We start from the raw sequence: 16,916 nt of genomic DNA on the forward strand, positions 1-16,916 counted from the left end.
GATGGATCACCCGCGCTGGATCGCGCGGATCGGCAATACAAGCCGCCAGGCGCTGGCAAATCCCCATCGCGCGCTCGGCCTGTGCAAGCAGTAGAACACCGCCATCCGAGGTAAGCCGGCCACCGTCGAACGCAGCTGTGATTTTCTTGCGGCCGACTGCTGGGAATCCAAATGAGCTTGCGATATCATCGTTCATGGCGGGTGTGGCCCGTGGCATTTTCTGCCCTGCGGCAGGTTCGGCTTAGACACCCAGTTCCTAATTCAGATCAGAGGCTTACGCCACTCCCGCCAACCCTTCAGGACACTTTTGGTGAATAAGGCGGGCTAAGGGAGAGGCGGAATGGGGGGAGAAATTCTATCTGCTCGCGAGCAGGATTTTTTCCATAAAGAAAAAATATCCTCTGTTGGAAGCAGTCGATCTCATTCGCGCGCGCAACTCCAGGCTACAATTCGCCGATGAGATGGCTGGTTTCAGGGAATGGCGCCGATCCCATCACCCGATCGTCTGGCTTGGCGTCTGCGACCTCAAGCCAAGATGGACATCATCGATAGAGGCCATAAAATTAACTATATCCAAGCTGAAAAACGCCTTTCCTCGCATTGGGTTCGTCTTCGACGGCATGACCGCGCCAGCGGCAGCGAACAATCATAAATTCCGTCAGAAGCATTGCGCCGGAGAATATGAGAAGCTGAACGATATAGTCGATGAAATGAGCCTGGAAACCAGCCATTTTAGCGTGATGGGGTCCCCTGCTTCCACGAAAATTCATATTGCCGCTTATTGTGATTACTTTGTCAGCAACGCAGGGACGGATGCTGTATGGCCTGCGCTTTTTCATAGGAAGCCGGGACTAACGCATTGCGCCAATAAAGGCAGATCCACCGTAAATCGGAGCTATATCCACCCGAAATCCATCCTGATCCCTGAAGACAGGGTACAGGATATCGAACAGGGGAAGGTTTGGCATTGGGCGGACTATCGAATAGATCCGATTTACTTTTCCGACATAGTCCTGTCGGGACTTCGCAACGCCGTGGAGACAGGAGAAAATACGAAGCTCATTTCTCTGGGAGAATGCGGCCGGGATCTTGCAAGATATGCCATCTTGAATGGGCAGGAGGTTTTGGAGAGAGAACTTGAAGCCGGAAAATATATATCAAGACTGGATATATATTCGAAGTCGGATTTATCCTGTGATTTTTCCGCTCATATAAAGGGTGAAGATCACGAAATCCCCTGTACGCGGGATAAGAATGGTGAATTTCTCTTTGAAGTGAAGCGCGATTCTCGTGTCCATTTCGATATAAGGGTTAGATCCGGATTCGATTTCGAATTCCATGGGCTCTCTTTGTGTAAGATCGAGGATGGCGCATAATTACAGCGCTCCCTAAATTTCCGCATTGTCAGGATCGAAGACGGATGCTTCGACACGTCAGCGGCTCGCCGCCGGATGGCCTTCGATCCTCATCGAACGGTTGTGCCGTATCCACAGAACAGGGATCATGCGAGAGATTGACGGTGGAGCGGGTAGCGGGGATCGAACCCGCATCACAAGCTTGGAAGGCTAGTGCTCTACCATTGAGCTATACCCGCCCGTCAGGCAAAGCGCCCTGCCATCATTGAGGGGGCTTCGTCAATATCGCATCGACGCCGCGCTCCAAGTTCCCGCTTAACCCGACGCCTGCTTTGCTCTATCACCCGCTTCATGGCCAAGCCTTCCCTGCGCCAACTGGACATATTCGCGCAGATGGCGGCGGCGGGCAGCATCGCGCGCTGCGCCGGCGATCTGGGCATCGGCGTGGAGGAGGTCGCACGCGACATCACCGCGCTGGAAATGCGGCTCGGCTATAAGCTGTTCGATGATTTGCACGGCACGGCGCGGCTGACGCAAGCGGGCAGGAAAACGGCGCAGGCCATGACATTGCTGGAACAGGACAGTTCCGAGCAGGCGCCGGCCGCGAAGGAATCGCCGCCCGAAAATCTGCGTCCTCCGCTCGCCGGAACGGCGCGCCGATCCGTCACATTGGGCGCGCCGCCACCGGTCTTCGGCCATTTCCAGGAGGCGCTGGCCGCGTTCGAGGAAGCCAATGAGGATGTGGCGATCACGCTGGACCTGCACATATTACTGGCCGCGCAGGCGCGCGAGGCGCTGGGCGAGGGCAAGATCGACATCGCCTATTTCTATGCACTGGGCGACCCCCCCGATCTGCCGTCGCGCTATGGCTGGTCGGAACCGCTGAGCCTCTATGCGGGCAGTACGCATCCGCTGGCCCAGCAGGATATGGTGTCGTTCCGCGAGATCGAGGCCGCGCCGATGCTGGCGATGGAGCCGCGCAACGGGCTGCGCCAGATCAGCGAGGACGCCCTGCAACGCGGCGGCATCACGCCGGGGATGCCCGCGCTGGAATCGGACAATCTGTTCGAGATCATGACGGCGTTGCGGCAGGGGCAGGGCTGGTTCGCAGCTTTCGGTCCCATGGCGCGGGATATGGGTCGGGTCGAAGGGATCAAAAGGCTGGCGCTGGAAGCACCTCTGCCCGCCATCGAAATCCGGCAAGCGGTCGGCCCGCGCGCGGCGGAAACTCCGGCGGTCGAGGCGCTGGCCGACTATCTGTTCCTGTAAGAGGCATAAGCAGTGGCGATCGGCCGCCTCTCATGCCGCTTATCCTGTCCGACGAGGATGGGAACGGCGGTGCAGAGGGTGAGAAGGAACCGGTGGAGGTTAGTCCGCTCCTGGCCGATTACAGCCATTGTTTAGAAAGAGACCCGCGAAGGAAACCCGGAGGACCGCTCCCGCACCGGAGCGGCCCTCGCAGCCTCGCCCTTCCTACTCCGCCGCGATGCCCGCTGCCTTGAACATGTCGGGATCGGCGGCCTCGTCGCTATTGGCCGCGTCGCTGCCCTTGAGCTTCTTGCGGCGGTCGAAGGCGTCCCACACCTCGGTCCACTGGCCGCGGGTCGCGCCCTTCGAATATTCGGTCGCGCGGGTTTCGAAGAAATTCGCGTGCTCCACCCCATTGAGCAGCGGGGCCAGCCAGGGCAACGGATGCTCGTCGATCATGTAGATGGGCTTGAGACCCAACTGCCCCAGCCGCCAATCGGCGATGTAGCGGACATAACGCTTGATGTCCTTGGGCGTCATGCCCGGCACCGGACCCATTTCGAAGACGAGATCGATGAACGCATCCTCGATCCGCACCGTCTTCTGGCACATGTCCAGAATGTCTTCCTTGACCGAGAGGGTCAGGCAGTCGCGTTCCTTCACGAAGGTGTGGAACAGCTTGATAATGCCTTCGCAGTGCAGCGTCTCGTCGCGGACGGACCAGGTGACGATCTGCCCCATGCCCTTCATCTTGTTGAAGCGCGGGAAGTTCATCAGCATCGCGAAGCTGGCGAAAAGCTGTAACCCTTCGGTGAAACCGCCGAACATCGCCAGCGTCTTGGCGATGTCCTCATCCGTGTCGACGCCGAACTGGGACAGATAGTCATGCTTGTCCTTCATCTCCTTATATTGGAGGAAGGCCGAATATTCGGTTTCGGGCATCCCGATCGTGTCGAGCAGGTGCGAATAGGCCGCGATATGGACTGTTTCCATGTTGCTGAACGCGGTCAGCATCATCTTGATTTCGGTCGGCTTGAACACGCGGCCATATTTTTCGTGGTAGCAATCCTGCACCTCCACGTCCGCCTGGGTGAAGAAGCGGAAGATCTGCGTCAGCAGGTTGCGCTCATGGTCGGAGAGCTTCTGCGCCCAGTCGCGGCAATCCTCGCCCAGCGGCACTTCCTCCGGCAGCCAGTGGAGCTGCTGCTGGCGCTTCCAGAATTCATAGGCCCAGGGATATTCGAAGGGCTTGTAGACCTTGCTGGCTTGAAGAAGGGGCATGGCGGTTATCCTTGGGCCTGAAAGAGCGAAGTGTGGGACGGGCGGCGGGCAGGGCCTGCGACCGGATGGCGTTTCATGCGTTGAGACTGGATCAACCCAGGAGAATGACTATGGCTGACCTGTCCCAAGTGAAGGAACATATGAATGTCGTCGGCGCGGACGGCGTGCATCTGGGCACCGTCGATCATGTCGACGGAAGCCGGATCAAGCTGACCAAGGCCGACAGCCCGCAGGGGCCGGACGGCGAAGGGGCGAAGCATCATTATTTCGACGGCGGGCTGATTGCCGAAGTCGAAGGCGATACCGTGCGCCTGTCCGCGACGGCGGCCAATGCGGCGGATCTGTTCGAAACGGCGGAATAGACGCTTTCCACGAGAAGAGGGGCGCAACGCCCCTTCTTCCAACCCTCTCCCCCAAGGGGAGAGGGCTTTGGCGCGCGCCTTATTGGCAGGCAAGGCACTCGTCATAATCGGTGCTCCCGCCGGCCAGTTCGAATTTCGGCGCGTCGATGGTGTTGTCCGCTTCCACCCCGCCCGCGAAACCGGCGCGCTGCACGGATTTGGAACGGAGATAGTAAAGCGACTTGATGCCCAGTTCCCACGCGCGGAAATGGAGCATCAGCAGATCCCACTTTTCCACATCGGCCGGGATGAACAGGTTCAGCGACTGCGCCTGATCGATATAGGGTGTGCGGTCGGCGGCCAGTTCAAGCAGCCAGCGCTGGTCGATCTCGAAGCTGGTCTTGAACGTGTCCTTCTCCTCCTGGGAGAGGAAGTCGAGATGCTGGACCGATCCGCCGCGTTCGAGGATCGTGTTCCAGACGTTTGTGCTGTCCTTCGACTTTTCCCGCAGGATCTTTTCCAGATAGGGGTTCTTGACCACGAAGCTGCCGGACAGCGTCTTGTGGGTGTAGATGTTGGCCGGGATCGGCTCGATGCAGGCCGACGTGCCGCCGCAGATGATGCTGATCGACGCGGTGGGCGCGATCGCCATCTTGCAGGAGAAGCGCTCCATCACGCCCATGTCGGCGGCGTCCGGGCACGGACCGCGCTCGACCGCGAGCTGCATCGAGGCTTCGTTCACCTTCTCGTTGATATGCTTGAAGATGCGCAGGTTCCAGGACTTCGCCATCGCCCCCTCGAAGGGCAGATTGCGCGCCTGCAGGAAGCTGTGGAAACCCATGACGCCCAGCCCCACCGAACGTTCGCGCGACGCGCTATATTTGGCTCGCGCCATCTCGTCCGGCGCACGGTCGATATAGTCCTGCAACACATTGTCGAGGAAGCGCATGACATCCTCGATAAACTGTCTGTCTTCCTTCCACTCATCCCATGTTTCGAGATTGAGGGAAGAAAGACAGCAGACCGCGGTGCGGTCATTGCCGAGATGGTCGCGACCCGTCGGCAAGGTGATTTCCGAACACAGGTTGGAGGTGGAGACTTTGAGGCCCAGATCGCGATGATGCTTGGGCATCGTGCCGTTTACCGTGTCGGAGAAGACGATATAGGGTTCGCCGGTCGCAAGGCGGGTTTCGACCAGCTTCTGGAACAGGGCGCGGGCGTCCACCTTGCCCCGGACCGAGCCGTCCTTGGGCGATTTGAGATTGAATTCCGCGCCGTCGCGCACCGCTTCCATGAACTCGTCGGTCAGCAGCACGCCATGATGGAGGTTGAGCGCCTTGCGGTTGAAATCGCCCGAGGGCTTGCGGATTTCGAGGAACTCCTCGATCTCAGGATGGGAAACGTCGAGATAGCAGGCTGCGGACCCACGGCGCAGCGATCCCTGCGAAATGGCGAGCGTCAGGCTGTCCATCACGCGGACGAAGGGGATGATGCCGCTGGTCTTGCCGTTGAGGCCGACCGGCTCGCCGATGCCGCGCACGCTGCCCCAATAGGTGCCGATGCCGCCGCCGCGCGAGGCGAGCCAGACATTCTCGTTCCAGGTGTTGACGATGCCTTCCAGGCTGTCGTCCACCGAATTGAGGTAGCAACTGATGGGCAGGCCGCGCCCGGTGCCGCCGTTCGACAGCACGGGCGTCGCGGGCATGAACCACAGGCGCGAGATATAGTCATAGACGCGCTGGGCATGGTCCTGATCGTCGGCATAGGCCGCTGCGACGCGGGCGAAGAGGTCCTGATAGCTCTCGCCCGGCAGCAGATAGCGGTCCTTGAGCGTATCCTTGCCGAACTCCGTCAGCAGCGCGTCGCGCGACGGATCGGTCACGATATCGAAGCGGCGGTCCAATATCTTGGACGACGAAATCGCCTCCTTCGCCGGAGCGGGTCCGGACGCCTGCTGCGCCGCCGCCTGCGTTTCCACCAAATCTTCCATCACGGTTGCCACGTCGCCAATACCTTGTGCGCTATCTCGAAAATCCATGCGAGCCCCCGAATGTTCCTGTTCCGTTCGATTCGGTCAAGCCAAGGCCCGGCAAAGCGGGGAGCATAGCATGATCCAAACCGTGGCGGGACGGAAATGGGTCCAGCCGACCGGATCGCAAGGGCAAAAATCGCCCCGACGCTGGAAACCGTCCAGCGAAGCAATCACAATCTGTTGGGTGACCCCCGTTATCCCGATACAAGGGATAGTGCCACAGCCATCGCCACGCGCAAGAGGGTAAATGATGGGTTGAAGACTCGGCTCACCGCCGCCCTGACTCGGTTCGCCGCAGGCCTGGGGCGCTCTATCGGCGCGACGCACGGACTTCCCTTGGCTCCCGAAAAGGCAAGAGGGTTCATGCGGGCATGAAAATAAATTTGGCTTGCCACGAAAATGCGCGCGTCGGGAAAATTGCTTCTCTCAATGGCTTGGACCGGTCGGGCGGCATAATGTGGTAAGGAAGCCGCTGCTGTTCAAAGAGGCCGGATCATGATTCTCTATTACCATCCCCTTTCCTCCTATTGCTGGAAGGTGCTGATCCCCCTTTACGAAAACGACACGCCCTTCGAGCGCCAGGGCTTATGACCTAATCGAGAACAGGATCGCGGGCCGGACCTGGGCGGCGGGGCGAGGATTTCAGCCTGGCCGACTGCGCCGCCCTGCCCTCGCTCTATTTTACCGATTACGTCGTCCCGTTCCGCGAAAGCCACCCGAACCTCGCCGCCTATATCGCGCGGCTGGAGGCGCGGCCCAGCGTCGCCCGCGTGCTGGAGGAGATGCGGCCCTGGTTCCACAACTTCCCCTTCGCCGACGGGAAAGGCTGACAAAATCGGCCTGAGTGCAGGTTCGCGCGGAGACGCGGGGAAGGCCGCGTCCTACTGGACTCGTCCTTTCATTGGCCTATAGGCCAAGGCAAAGGACAAAATTGCCAAGGGACCAGGGTAGATGACCGTCATCAAGACCGCCGATCTGATCGAGAGCGTCGCGGACGCGCTTCAGTTCATCAGCTATTATCATCCGATGGATTATATCCGCGCGCTGGGAAAAGCCTATGACGCCGAAGCCAATCCGGCGGCCAAGGACGCCATCGCCCAGATTCTGACCAACAGCCGCATGTGCGCCGAAGGGCACCGCCCGATCTGTCAGGACACCGGCATCGTCAACATCTTCATCAAATGGGGCATGGACTGCCGCCTCGACGACAACAGCCGCTCCATGCAGGAAGTCGTCGACGAAGGCGTGCGCCGCGCTTACCTGAACCCCGAGAATCGTCTGCGCGCCTCGATCCTGCGCGACCCGGCGTTCAGCCGCCAGAATACGAAGGACAACACGCCCTGCGTGCTGAACGTCGAGATGGTGCCGGGCGGCAAGGTGACGGTGGACGTCGCGGCCAAGGGCGGCGGCAGCGAGAACAAGACCAAGTTCAAGATGATGAACCCCAGCGACAATATCGTCGACTGGGTGCTGGAGATGATCCCGCAGATGGGCGCGGGCTGGTGCCCGCCCGGAATGCTGGGCATCGGCATCGGCGGCACGGCGGAAAAGGCCGTGGCGCTCGCCAAGGAAAGCCTGATGGAACCCATCGACATGGGCGAACTCAAGGCGCGCGGCCCCCGGACCGACATCGAGCGGATGCGGATCGAGATTTTCGACAAGGTGAACGCGCTCGGCATCGGCGCGCAGGGGCTGGGCGGGCTTTCCACCATCCTCGACGTCAAGATCTATGACTATCCCTGCCATGCGGCCGGCAAGCCCGTGGCGATGATCCCCAATTGCGCCGCCACCCGTCACGCCCATTTCACGCTGGACGGCTCCGGCCCGGTCTATCTGGAGGCGCCGAAGATTTCCGAATGGCCGCAGGTCGACTGGAAACCCAGCAAGGAAGCGATCCGCGTCGATCTCGACACGCTGACGCCGGAAGTCGTGCAAAGCTGGAAGCATGGCGACCGCCTGCTGTTGAACGGCAAGATGCTGACCGGTCGCGACGCCGCGCACAAGCGGATCAAGGACATGCTGGCGAAGGGCGAACAACTGCCCGTCGATTTCAAGGGCCGCGTCATCTATTATGTCGGCCCGGTCGATCCGGTGCGCGACGAAGTGGTCGGCCCCGCCGGTCCCACCACCGCGACCCGCATGGACAGCTTCATGGACATGATGCTGGAGCAGGGCCTCGCCGCCTGCGTCGGCAAGGCGGAGCGCGGCCCGGCGGCGACCGACAGCATCGCGAAGCACAAGAGCGCCTATCTGATGGCGGTCGGCGGCGCGGCCTATCTGGTCGCCCGCGCGATCAAGGGTGCGAAGGTCGTGGGCTTTGAAGACCTCGGCATGGAAGCGATCTACGAATTCGACGTGCAGGACATGCCCGTCACCGTCGCGGTCGATAGCGAAGGGCAGAATGTCCACCGCCTCGCGCCCTTGGTGTGGCAGGAAAAGATCAAGAGGGAACATCTGCTCGAAGGAGCATGATTCCAGCGGACGGATCCATCCTCCCGATCGAAACCAACGCGGCGGCTGCGGGCGGAAACCGTTGGCCGCCGCAACGTGGTCAAAAGCTGAGCCGCGGACATGAGAGGGGCCGCCGGGTCGAAACCCGACGGCCCGTCATTGACATGGTCAGCGGCCGGAAGTGCCGCCCAAAGGGTGACGTTGTTCGCGCTTGTCGTCCGGGCGGAGACGGCCTGTGTATCGGCGCTCCAAAGTCCCTGCGGCCCGGAAAGGTCGACGCCGGGGGCGTCTCTCAGCGGCGCGTTCCCCGAATGGACTTGACCGACCCCATTGCTGAACCATGAGACATCGGATCACCTCCTTTCGCTTTGTTGAAGCCCGCGTAGCCGTTTCGGCGCCTGTCCGAAATGGCCACGAGACGATTTGTGAATCAGACGGAGCGAAGGATCAAGGCTTGTAATAATCTTTTTTCGAATCATACTTGTTCGTCCGCGCCGAAAAGTGCGGCCGCTGCGCGAAGGGCGCGAAACCACCGGAAATCAGCGAAAAATCGGCACCGGCCGTTCGAAGGCGATCGGACGGCGCGGATCGCATGCGACGCGGCGCGCCGGACCCCTTCCCAATTTCCCGGCCATGATCCGTTTTCGCCCTTCCACGGGAAATCGGCATTGCACCGAAGGGATTCTTGGCGGGGAAGGCATGTCCATTCTAGCTTTTCCGTGGAGGAAAAGACATGACAGCTTTCGCGTTCGTACCCCACAAGGGATCGAAAGGAAGGAGTAGCCCACTTCATTCCCTATCGCATCCCGTTCCCGAAACCTCCGCCCGCCGCGTGGCGCTACCACGGGAGGCCGGCTTCTCATGAAACAGATCCGCAAGAAAGCAGGGACAGGCCGTTCACTGGTAGGGAGCCGCGGAAAACCGAAGATATTCGGGATCGGATTGAACAAGACGGGAACCACGACGCTGGGGTCCTGCTTCCAAAGGCTGGGCTACAAGCATCTGGGTTATCGCCGGGATCTGCTCCATGCCTATCGCAGCCGGCAGGTCGCGCGGGTCTTCAAGGAGATCGACCGCTTCGAAAGTTTCGAGGACTGGCCCTATCCCCTGATGTATCGCGAGCTGGCCGATCGCTATCCCGACGCGAAATTCGTGCTCACCGTGCGGAAAAGCGCGGAAACCTGGCTCAACAGCCTGTCGCGGCACGCGCGCCAGTCGCGCCCCCTGCGCCACGCCCGCAAGCTCGCCTATGGCTATCATTATCCGGAAAACGCCCCGGACGAGCACATCGCCTTTTATCATGCGCATAATCAGGAAGCGCAGGCATTCCTGGGCGATCGCGTGCGCGTGTTGTGCTGGGAGAAGGGCGATCAGTGGGAACAGCTATGCGATTTCATTGGAGCAGAGGTTCCGGACGCGCCTTTCCCCCATGTCAATGCCGGCAAGACGCCGCCCCTGTCACGCCGCCTCGCCAATTCCGCACTGCGAATGGCGGAGCGATGGAGGGTACTCTAAAGCCGCGAAAACCGGAGAGCGGTTAACGGCAATCCTCGATCACGCGGGATATTTCGGCCCAGTTGGGGAGGATGAGCGAAGGGAGGCCCGCCACCTCCACCGCGAACTTGCCGCGGCTGTAGGCGATCTGGTCGAGCGCCGGATCGCTGGCGGCGCGAGTGGCGGCGGTCTGCGGCGCGGCGCCCGCCGACGCGGTCGCGGGCCAGGCCATCGCGCCATAGCTGGTGCGGATCGTCATCGCGCCCTGCGCCGCGCCGGGCCGCGTGAAGCTGACCCGCTTCGTCGCGATGTCGCAGCGGACGGTGAGCAGCGGGGCGGCCCCGGCGACGCCGTAAAGCGCGACCGTTCCGCCGCCATCAGGGCGATAGCTCCAGTTGCCCGCCGCAACGGGCCGGTCGTGCCATTCCATCGATGCGGGCGGCGGCGCGGGTTCGGGGGCAGGGGCCGGCTGGGGCGGCGGAGGCGAAGGAGCAGGTTGCTGCTGCGGCGGCGCGACGCAGGAGGCCAGCAGGACGAGCGTGGACGCCGCGGCGGCCAGGGAAGGGGTGAGACGCATCGCTGCTTCATGCCCGACGCCACCGGAACGCTCAACCCCCAAGGGCGCATGGGCGGCATTAACCCGACGCTCATCGACTGTGGGCAATATTGGTCGAGCGGAGCTTTGCGTCCCGCCGCGAATCCCTTATGATAGGCCCAAGATGCCAAATCCAAGGACACCCATGAAATCGGCTTTCCTGCAGGGCGCGGTCGCGCTCGGCGCGCTTGCGCTTATTCCCGCCACCACCGCCGCGCTCGCGGACGCCGACGCCAGCAGCTACAAGGCGCTCGACGAATTCATGGACGTGTTCCAGAAAGTCCGCACCGACTATGTCGAGAAGGTCGACGACGAAAAGCTCATCAAGGGCGCGATCGACGGGATGCTCGCCAGCCTCGATCCGCACAGCAGTTTCCTGGACGCGCGGGATTTCGAGAATCTGCGGACGCAGACGGAGGGCAGCTATGGCGGCCTGGGCCTCTCCGTCACGCAGGAGGACGGCGCGGTCAAGGTGATCGCGCCGACACAGGACACCCCCGCCTGGCGCGCGGGGATCAAGGCAGGCGACTATATCACCCATATCGACGGGCAGCTCATCTACGGCGGCACGCTGGACGAGGCGGTGGACAAGATGCGCGGCGCGCCGGGCACGCAGATCAAGCTCTCCATCGTGCGCCCCGGCCGCGACAAGCCCATCGACCTGACGCTGACGCGCGAGATCATTCAGTTGAAGCCGGTCAAATGGGAAGTGAAGAACGGCGTCGGCATCATCAACATCATCAGCTTTTCCGCCAATACCGGCGCGGACGTGCGGCAGGCGATCCGCAGCATCGACACGGCGCTGGGGCGCAAGCCGACAGGCTATATCCTCGATCTGCGCTCCAATCCCGGCGGCTTGCTGGATGAAGCGGTGGCGGTGAGCGACAGCTTCCTGGAGCGCGGAGAGATCGTGTCGCAGCGCGGCCGGGCGAAAAGCGACATCGAACGCTATTACGCCAAGCCCGGCGACGACGCGAAGGGACTGCCGGTGATCGTGCTGGTGGACGCAGGGTCGGCTTCAGCATCGGAGATCGTGGCGGGCGCCTTGCAGGACCAGCATCGCGCGCTGGTCATGGGCGAAAGGAGCTTCGGCAAGGGCAGCGTGCAAACCATGCTGCCGCTGTCGAACACGACCGCGCTCAAGCTGACGACGGCGCGTTACTATACGCCTTCGGGCCGGTCGGTGCAGGAAGGCGGGATCGAGCCGGACATCAAGGTGCCGCAGCTTTCCGACCCCGATTACAAGAACCGGCCCAAATTCCGCGAAAGCGACCTGCGCCGCCACCTCATAAACGAGATCAAGACGGATAACGCCGCGCTGGAAGAGGACAGCAAGGACGATCCCCGCTTCGCCGCGACGGCGGAGGAGCTGAAGAAGAAGGGGATCGACGACTTCCAGCTCGATTATGCGCTCAAGACGATCTCGCGGCTGGCGTCGACGCCGCACGCCGTGATCGCGCAAGCAGGGGAGAGGCCGGCGCGCAAGTAGGCCCACGGAAACCCTTTCCCCACGCGGAAGGGTTTGTTTTTGCCAACGCAAGTTCAGCATGACGAAAGGCGCGGACGGGTTTAAGCGGGCGTTATGAAGACCCTGCCGCTTGCCCGCGCATTGGCGCTGATCGTTCCTCTGGCTCTGCTGGGGGGCGCCTATGTCTCACAATATGGGGGGGGCTTGCCTCCCTGCGAAATGTGCTGGTGGCAGCGTTATCCGCATATGGCGGCGATCGCGCTGGCGCTGGCCGCCTTTGCGGCGAAGGGGCGGCCCTGCCTCAGCGCGGCATTCACGGCGCTGGCGGCGCTGGCCGTCGGGATCAGCGGGGGGATCGGGATTTTCCATGCGGGCGTCGAATATGGCTGGTGGCAGGGGCTGACCGCCTGCTCGACCAGTCCGGGGGGCGGCAGTTCGGCCGATATCCTCGACCGGATCATGGCGACGCCGATCACCCGCTGCGACGTCGCGCCGTGGAGCCTCTTCGGCATTTCGCTCGCCGGCTATAACGGCCTCTTGTCGCTGGGAGCGGCGCTCGCCATCTTGGGGCTGTTGAGCCGCAAGGGAGCGACGGCATGAGCGCAGCGAAGGATTTTCCCCGTCCCGGCCACCGGGTCAGCGACAAGGCGCGCGCTTCCATGCTGCGCGTCGATCAGGCGGGCGAGTTCGGCGCGACGCGCATCTATGCGGGGCAGCTTGCGGTGATGGGGGACCGGCATCCCGATGCGCGCCTGATCGCGGGCATGGCCGCGCAGGAGGAGCGCCACCGCAGGACATTCGACGCGATGATCGCGAAAAGGGGCGTGCGGCCGACGGCGCTGACGCCGATCTGGAGCGTGGCGGGCTTTGCGCTGGGGGCGGTGACGGCGGCTATCGGTCCGCGCGCCGCCATGGCCTGCACTGCCGCAATCGAAACGGAAATCGACCTGCATTATTCCGAGCAGCTCAAGGAACTGGATCGGGACGACCCGGAACTCTCCACGCTCATCGCGGATTTTCAGGCGGAGGAAGTCGAGCATCGCGACGCCGCGCTGGCCCATGGCGCGGAGCAGGCCCCGGCCTATCCCCTCCTGTCGGGCGCCATCCGTCTGGGTTGCCGTGCCGCCATCGCGCTTTCGAAGCGCATCTGAAAGGACGCTATCATGATGAAGACGCCGATGATCGCCGCCGCCCTGCTGATGATGGGGACCGCCCTGCCCGCCATGGCGCAGACCGGCCCCGCCAATCAGGCCGCGCCCGCCGCCGGGCCGGAGAATGAAAAGGTGAACCTCGTCATCGTCTATGGCGACGATCCCTGCCCGCAGAGCGCCGGCAACGACATCGTGGTGTGCGCGCGCAAGGGCGAGGAGGAACGCTACCGCATCCCCGAACCGTTGCGCAGCGACCCGAATCAGCCCAGCCATCAGGCATGGGGCGAACGCGTCCGGTCGATGGAATATGTCGGCCGGAGCGGCACGGAAAGCTGCTCGCCGGTGGGCGGCGGCGGGGCGACCGGCTGCTTCGCGCAGCTTGCAAGGCTGGCCAAGGCGGAGCGGCAGGCGGCGGATAATGCAAGCTGGAAGGATCTGGTTGAAGCCGAGCGCGCACGGCGGCTCTCCACCATCGACGCCGACAGCAAGGCGATCGAGGCGCAGGCCGTGGCCGATGAAAAGGCGCAGGCCGCAGAGCAGCGGCAGCAGCAGGCCGGGGAGCCGACTGGCGGCGCGCCGGATCAGCCTTGATGAACGAAGGGCCTGACGGAACCGTCACGGCTGCGGCGTCTTAAAGGCCGCTTCCCCCATATTGGGCGCATGGGGGATATATATGAGGGATATAGGGGCGAACGGAAGGATTTACGTCATGCGTTTTCGTGCCCTGTTGCCCCTCCTCCTGATGGCGGGAACAGCCGCGCAGGCGGCCCCTGCCCCGCCTCCCGTGCCCGCCGATCCGCCGCAGCGCGTGGCGACGCTGGTGGTCTATGGCGAAGACCCCTGCCCCAAAAGCGAGGGCGACGAGATCGTCGTATGCGCGCGCAAGCCCGAATCCGAACGCTATCGCATCCCCAAGAAGCTGCGCGAAAAACCCGAACCGGCGGGCGGCCCCGGATGGGGCAGCCAGGTCGCGACCATGGAACAGGTCCAGCGGCAGACCCTGCCGGGAAGCTGCTCGGCCATCGGCAGCAACGGCTTCACCGGCTGCACCGCCAAGATGCTGGAACAATGGTTCGCCGAACGGCGGATGCAGGAGTCGAAGGGCGAGCCTTAAGGGGGGGCGGCCAATTGCGCCCCCTCAGATCCTCCCATGAAGGGAAAGGAGACCGTCGCGAAGCGGTGGTGGAGAGATAGCGCCTTCCCGATAGCGTGAGAAGCCTCCGGCTCGCCACCTCCCCTTGCAGGGGAGGATTTATAGGTCTACTCATATGCAATCGACCATGGTTAGAGATTCAGCGATTTTTCCAAATCGTCCAAAAGCAGCCGCAAAATGGAAAAATGACTTTTACTGCCCGGCGAGCGTAAAAGCAGTATCAGGGCTACGAGGAAATCCGATCTGCTCGTCGATCGCTCGGGCATAGGGCAAGCGATAGTCTATCATACCTTCACTTGCTTCTCCGAAAATGGGGTAAGGCAGATTTAGATGCTCGATGGCCGCCCAACTGCCGTTCGCCTCGCTAAGCAGTAATCTGACCTTCTCCTTCCTATGAAAGGAAATCTCACAACCTCCTGCCGGTATTCTCAAAGAGAATGATGACAATCTCGGCCCTTTGAAGACTTTGCTTACCTTCAGGATAACCGGAATCAGCTTTTTTGCCCTGTAATCATATCCGCCAAGTCGAACAATTTTTCCATCCACTATAGCGTCGGCCTGTAGGATGTCCTGCCTCGCCTGTTCAATAATGGGAGGCGCTTTATAATCGGGAGAAGGCAGCGAACATCCCAATACTGCGCTTGCACTGGACGCCGAGACAGCCAAGAAAAATGATTTTGCGCGTTTGAAGGCCATCTTCAACACAATATGTTGCTCCTTGGGAATGGCAAGTCGAATCCCTTTGCTTCTTAACGCTTACAGTCGCCATTCCGCTCCCACCCACCACCCACCCGCGAACAGAGAAAATCGCGAAAATTTCCTTGCGGGGGGACGCGAAGAGGGACAGAATCGGTTTCGGAAAGGACGCGGCGGAAGATCGCGCCCAAGGAGGAGGAGCCGGAGCGATGAGCAAGCTGGTCCACCATTTGACGCTCTATGCGGCCTATCACCGCAATCCCCATAATGTCGCCACCCATATGGTGGGCATTCCGATGATCATGCTGGGCGTCGACATATTGCTGTCACGCCCGATATTGCCCGCCGAGCCGCTGGCGCTGACGCCCGCCATCGCCATTTCCACGCTGGCGGCGATCTATTATCTGCGGCTGGACGCGATGCTGGGCGCGATCATGACGGCGCTGCTGGTCATCGGCTGCTGGGCGGGCATCACCATCGCGCAGATGCCGACGGGCGCATGGCTCGCCATCGGCGGCGCGCTGTTCGTCGCGGGATGGGCCCTGCAACTGATCGGCCATGGCTATGAAGGGCGCAAGCCCGCCTTTCTGGACGATATAAGGGGGCTGCTGATCGGTCCACTGTTCATCGTGGCGGAAATCCTCTTCGCCATGGGCGCGCGCCGGAACATCCGGCAGGCGATAGAGAAAAGACTGACCAAGCCGTCGGAACGCGGCCACCATGGCGGGCACTTGCCTTCCTGAAACGCCTGCCCTAAAGGCTGACCCGTCATCTGGGGAGTAGCCAGCCGTCGCGGGCTTTTTGCGTACCGTGATTTCCGAGCCGGCGGCTGTTCCAGCCGCTTCGAAATCACTCTGCGACGGGCCGTTCGTCAACATATTCGGCCGAGAGGTCGTGGCGGACGGGATGGGCGGGAACGCATGTTCCAGCGCATCGGGCGAGACCAATGGCATCGCATCTTCCAGTCCGGCCGGGCGGGAGGACGCGGTGGCATTGCATCTTCAACCCTTCGCCCGGCCCCGGAAAATCTGAATGGAAGCTCTCCTCACTTCTGCCGCACTGGTCGCGCTCGCCGAAATGGGCGACAAGACGCAGCTGCTCGCCATGCTGCTCGCCACGCGGTTCCGAAAGCCGGTGCCGATCATCCTGGGCATATTGTTCGCGACGCTCGCCAATCATTTCCTGGCCGCGCTGATCGGCCATAGCATCGCGGGCGTGCTGACGCAGGACTGGTTCCGCTATGCCGTGGCGGCGAGCTTCATCGCCATGGCGGCATGGACCCTGATCCCCGACACAATCGACGAGGATGCGCCGCTCAAGGCGCCCTCGAAGGCAGGCGTGTTCCTGACCACGCTGGTCGCCTTCTTCCTGGTGGAGATGGGCGACAAGACGCAGGTGGCGACCGTGGCGCTGGGCGCGCGCTTCGACAATCTGATCGCGGTGACGGCGGGCACGACGCTGGGCATGATGATCGCCAATGTGCCCGCGGTCCTGTTCGGCGACGTGCTGGCGAAGAAGGTGCCGATGCGCGCGCTTCAGGTCGGCGCGGCGCTGCTGTTCCTGGCGTTGGGGCTGTGGATGATCGCCAGCTTGCAGGGCTGGATGTAGCAAAGGCGGTTGTCAGCGGGCAGCGGCTGATGCAAGGGGGAAC

General features: G+C 62.1%; 19 protein-coding genes and 1 tRNA gene. 14 read left to right on the top strand and 6 right to left on the bottom strand.

Annotated elements, in window-relative coordinates; all coding sequences use genetic code 11:
* A partial coding sequence (locus tag IQ35_RS12660) for a transposase (protein WP_199739955.1) occupies positions 1 to 217 on the bottom strand: 217 nt, incomplete at its 3' end.
* A 187-nt stretch (positions 218 to 404) separates the two neighbouring features.
* Here IQ35_RS12660 and IQ35_RS12665 point away from each other — a divergent pair.
* On the top strand, positions 405 to 1,376 hold the full coding sequence (locus IQ35_RS12665) for a hypothetical protein (RefSeq protein ID WP_145073969.1): 972 nt from the start codon (positions 405 to 407) through the stop codon (positions 1,374 to 1,376).
* A gap of 144 nt (positions 1,377 to 1,520) precedes the next feature.
* Here IQ35_RS12665 and IQ35_RS12670 read toward each other — a convergent pair.
* Positions 1,521 to 1,594: transfer RNA gene (locus tag IQ35_RS12670), tRNA-Gly, on the bottom strand.
* Between the two features lie 112 nt (positions 1,595 to 1,706).
* On the opposite strand from IQ35_RS12670, the gene IQ35_RS12675 reads away from it, so the two are divergent.
* A complete protein-coding gene (locus tag IQ35_RS12675; RefSeq protein ID WP_145073972.1) occupies positions 1,707 to 2,624 on the top strand; it encodes a LysR family transcriptional regulator in 918 nt (305 codons plus the stop codon).
* Between the two features lie 204 nt (positions 2,625 to 2,828).
* Here IQ35_RS12675 and IQ35_RS12680 read toward each other — a convergent pair whose 3' ends face one another.
* Positions 2,829 to 3,884: a ribonucleotide-diphosphate reductase subunit beta gene (locus IQ35_RS12680; protein WP_021244521.1), complete on the bottom strand. Its 1,056-nt coding sequence runs from the start codon at positions 3,882 to 3,884 to the stop codon at positions 2,829 to 2,831.
* Positions 3,885 to 3,994: 110 nt separating this feature from the next.
* Between IQ35_RS12680 and IQ35_RS12685 the strand changes: the two genes are divergently transcribed.
* On the top strand, positions 3,995 to 4,246 hold the full coding sequence (locus tag IQ35_RS12685; protein WP_021244520.1) for a DUF2171 domain-containing protein: 252 nt from the start codon (positions 3,995 to 3,997) through the stop codon (positions 4,244 to 4,246).
* Between the two features lie 79 nt (positions 4,247 to 4,325).
* Here the strand turns inward: IQ35_RS12685 and IQ35_RS12690 are convergent, their stop codons facing one another.
* A complete protein-coding gene (locus IQ35_RS12690; RefSeq protein ID WP_021244519.1) occupies positions 4,326 to 6,263 on the bottom strand; it encodes a ribonucleoside-diphosphate reductase subunit alpha in 1,938 nt (645 codons plus the stop codon).
* A gap of 489 nt (positions 6,264 to 6,752) precedes the next feature.
* Here IQ35_RS12690 and IQ35_RS21915 point away from each other — a divergent pair, with 489 nt between their 5' ends.
* The 4 genes from IQ35_RS21915 (at position 6,753) to IQ35_RS12705 (ending at position 10,223) form a co-directional block, all read left to right on the top strand.
* Positions 6,753 to 6,848 carry a glutathione S-transferase N-terminal domain-containing protein gene (locus tag IQ35_RS21915; RefSeq protein WP_021244518.1) on the top strand — a complete coding sequence of 32 codons (96 nt, stop codon included), beginning with the start codon at positions 6,753 to 6,755 and terminating at the stop codon, positions 6,846 to 6,848.
* Between the two features lie 74 nt (positions 6,849 to 6,922).
* A complete protein-coding gene (locus IQ35_RS21520; protein ID WP_242003348.1) occupies positions 6,923 to 7,087 on the top strand; it encodes a glutathione S-transferase family protein in 165 nt (54 codons plus the stop codon).
* A 121-nt stretch (positions 7,088 to 7,208) separates the two neighbouring features.
* Positions 7,209 to 8,729 carry a fumarate hydratase gene (locus IQ35_RS12700; RefSeq protein ID WP_021244517.1) on the top strand — a complete coding sequence of 507 codons (1,521 nt, stop codon included), beginning with the start codon at positions 7,209 to 7,211 and terminating at the stop codon, positions 8,727 to 8,729.
* An 840-nt stretch (positions 8,730 to 9,569) separates the two neighbouring features.
* Positions 9,570 to 10,223, top strand: a complete 654-nt coding sequence (locus IQ35_RS12705) for a sulfotransferase family protein (protein WP_260401535.1) — start codon at positions 9,570 to 9,572, stop codon at positions 10,221 to 10,223.
* Positions 10,224 to 10,245: 22 nt separating this feature from the next.
* Here IQ35_RS12705 and IQ35_RS12710 read toward each other — a convergent pair whose 3' ends face one another.
* Entirely contained in the window at positions 10,246 to 10,779 is a 534-nt protein-coding gene (locus IQ35_RS12710; RefSeq protein WP_145073978.1) for a hypothetical protein, read from the bottom strand.
* Between the two features lie 163 nt (positions 10,780 to 10,942).
* Between IQ35_RS12710 and IQ35_RS12715 the strand changes: the two genes are divergently transcribed.
* The 5 genes from IQ35_RS12715 to IQ35_RS12735 all read left to right on the top strand — a co-directional run bounded on the left by IQ35_RS12715 (position 10,943) and on the right by IQ35_RS12735 (position 14,530).
* Complete coding sequence (locus tag IQ35_RS12715; protein WP_021244513.1) at positions 10,943 to 12,286, top strand: S41 family peptidase; 1,344 nt, start codon at positions 10,943 to 10,945, stop codon at positions 12,284 to 12,286.
* Between the two features lie 93 nt (positions 12,287 to 12,379).
* The gene (locus tag IQ35_RS12720) at positions 12,380 to 12,865 is read left to right on the top strand and encodes a disulfide bond formation protein B (RefSeq protein WP_021244512.1); all 486 of its coding nucleotides are present in this window, start codon (positions 12,380 to 12,382) and stop codon (positions 12,863 to 12,865) included.
* On the top strand, positions 12,862 to 13,416 hold the full coding sequence (locus tag IQ35_RS12725; RefSeq protein ID WP_145073981.1) for a demethoxyubiquinone hydroxylase family protein: 555 nt from the start codon (positions 12,862 to 12,864) through the stop codon (positions 13,414 to 13,416). The genes IQ35_RS12720 and IQ35_RS12725 overlap by 4 nt, the downstream gene beginning before the upstream one ends.
* Before the next feature lie 12 nt (positions 13,417 to 13,428).
* Complete coding sequence (locus tag IQ35_RS12730; protein ID WP_145073984.1) at positions 13,429 to 14,007, top strand: hypothetical protein; 579 nt, start codon at positions 13,429 to 13,431, stop codon at positions 14,005 to 14,007.
* Positions 14,008 to 14,125: 118 nt separating this feature from the next.
* Positions 14,126 to 14,530, top strand: coding sequence for a hypothetical protein (locus IQ35_RS12735; protein WP_021244509.1), 405 nt, complete (start codon positions 14,126 to 14,128; stop codon positions 14,528 to 14,530).
* 231 nt (positions 14,531 to 14,761) lie between these two features.
* Here IQ35_RS12735 and IQ35_RS12740 read toward each other — a convergent pair whose 3' ends face one another.
* A complete protein-coding gene (locus IQ35_RS12740; protein WP_145073987.1) occupies positions 14,762 to 15,274 on the bottom strand; it encodes a hypothetical protein in 513 nt (170 codons plus the stop codon).
* Between the two features lie 200 nt (positions 15,275 to 15,474).
* Between IQ35_RS12740 and IQ35_RS12745 the strand changes: the two genes are divergently transcribed.
* Positions 15,475 to 16,008 carry an Mpo1 family 2-hydroxy fatty acid dioxygenase gene (locus IQ35_RS12745; RefSeq protein WP_145073990.1) on the top strand — a complete coding sequence of 178 codons (534 nt, stop codon included), beginning with the start codon at positions 15,475 to 15,477 and terminating at the stop codon, positions 16,006 to 16,008.
* A gap of 289 nt (positions 16,009 to 16,297) precedes the next feature.
* Positions 16,298 to 16,873: a TMEM165/GDT1 family protein gene (locus tag IQ35_RS12750; RefSeq protein WP_145073993.1), complete on the top strand. Its 576-nt coding sequence runs from the start codon at positions 16,298 to 16,300 to the stop codon at positions 16,871 to 16,873.
* Positions 16,874 to 16,916 lie beyond the last annotated feature (43 nt).

The organism is Sphingobium wenxiniae, assembly GCF_007830065.1.
Taxonomy (GTDB): Bacteria; Pseudomonadota; Alphaproteobacteria; order Sphingomonadales; family Sphingomonadaceae; genus Sphingobium; species Sphingobium wenxiniae.

Excerpts from the sequence above, each read along its gene's own strand:
- IQ35_RS12735 (WP_021244509.1), top strand. The coding sequence starts at position 14,126 with ATGCGTTTTCGTGCCCTGTTGCCCCTCCTCCTGATGGCGGGAACAGCC.
- IQ35_RS12720 (WP_021244512.1), top strand. The coding sequence starts at position 12,380 with ATGAAGACCCTGCCGCTTGCCCGCGCATTGGCGCTGATCGTTCCTCTG.
- IQ35_RS12685 (WP_021244520.1), top strand. The coding sequence starts at position 3,995 with ATGGCTGACCTGTCCCAAGTGAAGGAACATATGAATGTCGTCGGCGCG.
- IQ35_RS12730 (WP_145073984.1), top strand. The coding sequence starts at position 13,429 with ATGATGAAGACGCCGATGATCGCCGCCGCCCTGCTGATGATGGGGACC.
- IQ35_RS12745 (WP_145073990.1), top strand. The coding sequence starts at position 15,475 with ATGAGCAAGCTGGTCCACCATTTGACGCTCTATGCGGCCTATCACCGC.
- IQ35_RS12750 (WP_145073993.1), top strand. The coding sequence starts at position 16,298 with ATGGAAGCTCTCCTCACTTCTGCCGCACTGGTCGCGCTCGCCGAAATG.
- IQ35_RS12715 (WP_021244513.1), top strand. The coding sequence starts at position 10,943 with ATGAAATCGGCTTTCCTGCAGGGCGCGGTCGCGCTCGGCGCGCTTGCG.
- IQ35_RS12725 (WP_145073981.1), top strand. The coding sequence starts at position 12,862 with ATGAGCGCAGCGAAGGATTTTCCCCGTCCCGGCCACCGGGTCAGCGAC.
- IQ35_RS12680 (WP_021244521.1), bottom strand. The coding sequence starts at position 3,884 with ATGCCCCTTCTTCAAGCCAGCAAGGTCTACAAGCCCTTCGAATATCCC.
- IQ35_RS21915 (WP_021244518.1), top strand. The coding sequence starts at position 6,753 with ATGATTCTCTATTACCATCCCCTTTCCTCCTATTGCTGGAAGGTGCTG.
- IQ35_RS12705 (WP_260401535.1), top strand. The coding sequence starts at position 9,570 with ATGAAACAGATCCGCAAGAAAGCAGGGACAGGCCGTTCACTGGTAGGG.
- IQ35_RS12675 (WP_145073972.1), top strand. The coding sequence starts at position 1,707 with ATGGCCAAGCCTTCCCTGCGCCAACTGGACATATTCGCGCAGATGGCG.
- IQ35_RS12690 (WP_021244519.1), bottom strand. The coding sequence starts at position 6,263 with ATGGATTTTCGAGATAGCGCACAAGGTATTGGCGACGTGGCAACCGTG.
- IQ35_RS12710 (WP_145073978.1), bottom strand. The coding sequence starts at position 10,779 with ATGCGTCTCACCCCTTCCCTGGCCGCCGCGGCGTCCACGCTCGTCCTG.
- IQ35_RS12700 (WP_021244517.1), top strand. The coding sequence starts at position 7,209 with ATGACCGTCATCAAGACCGCCGATCTGATCGAGAGCGTCGCGGACGCG.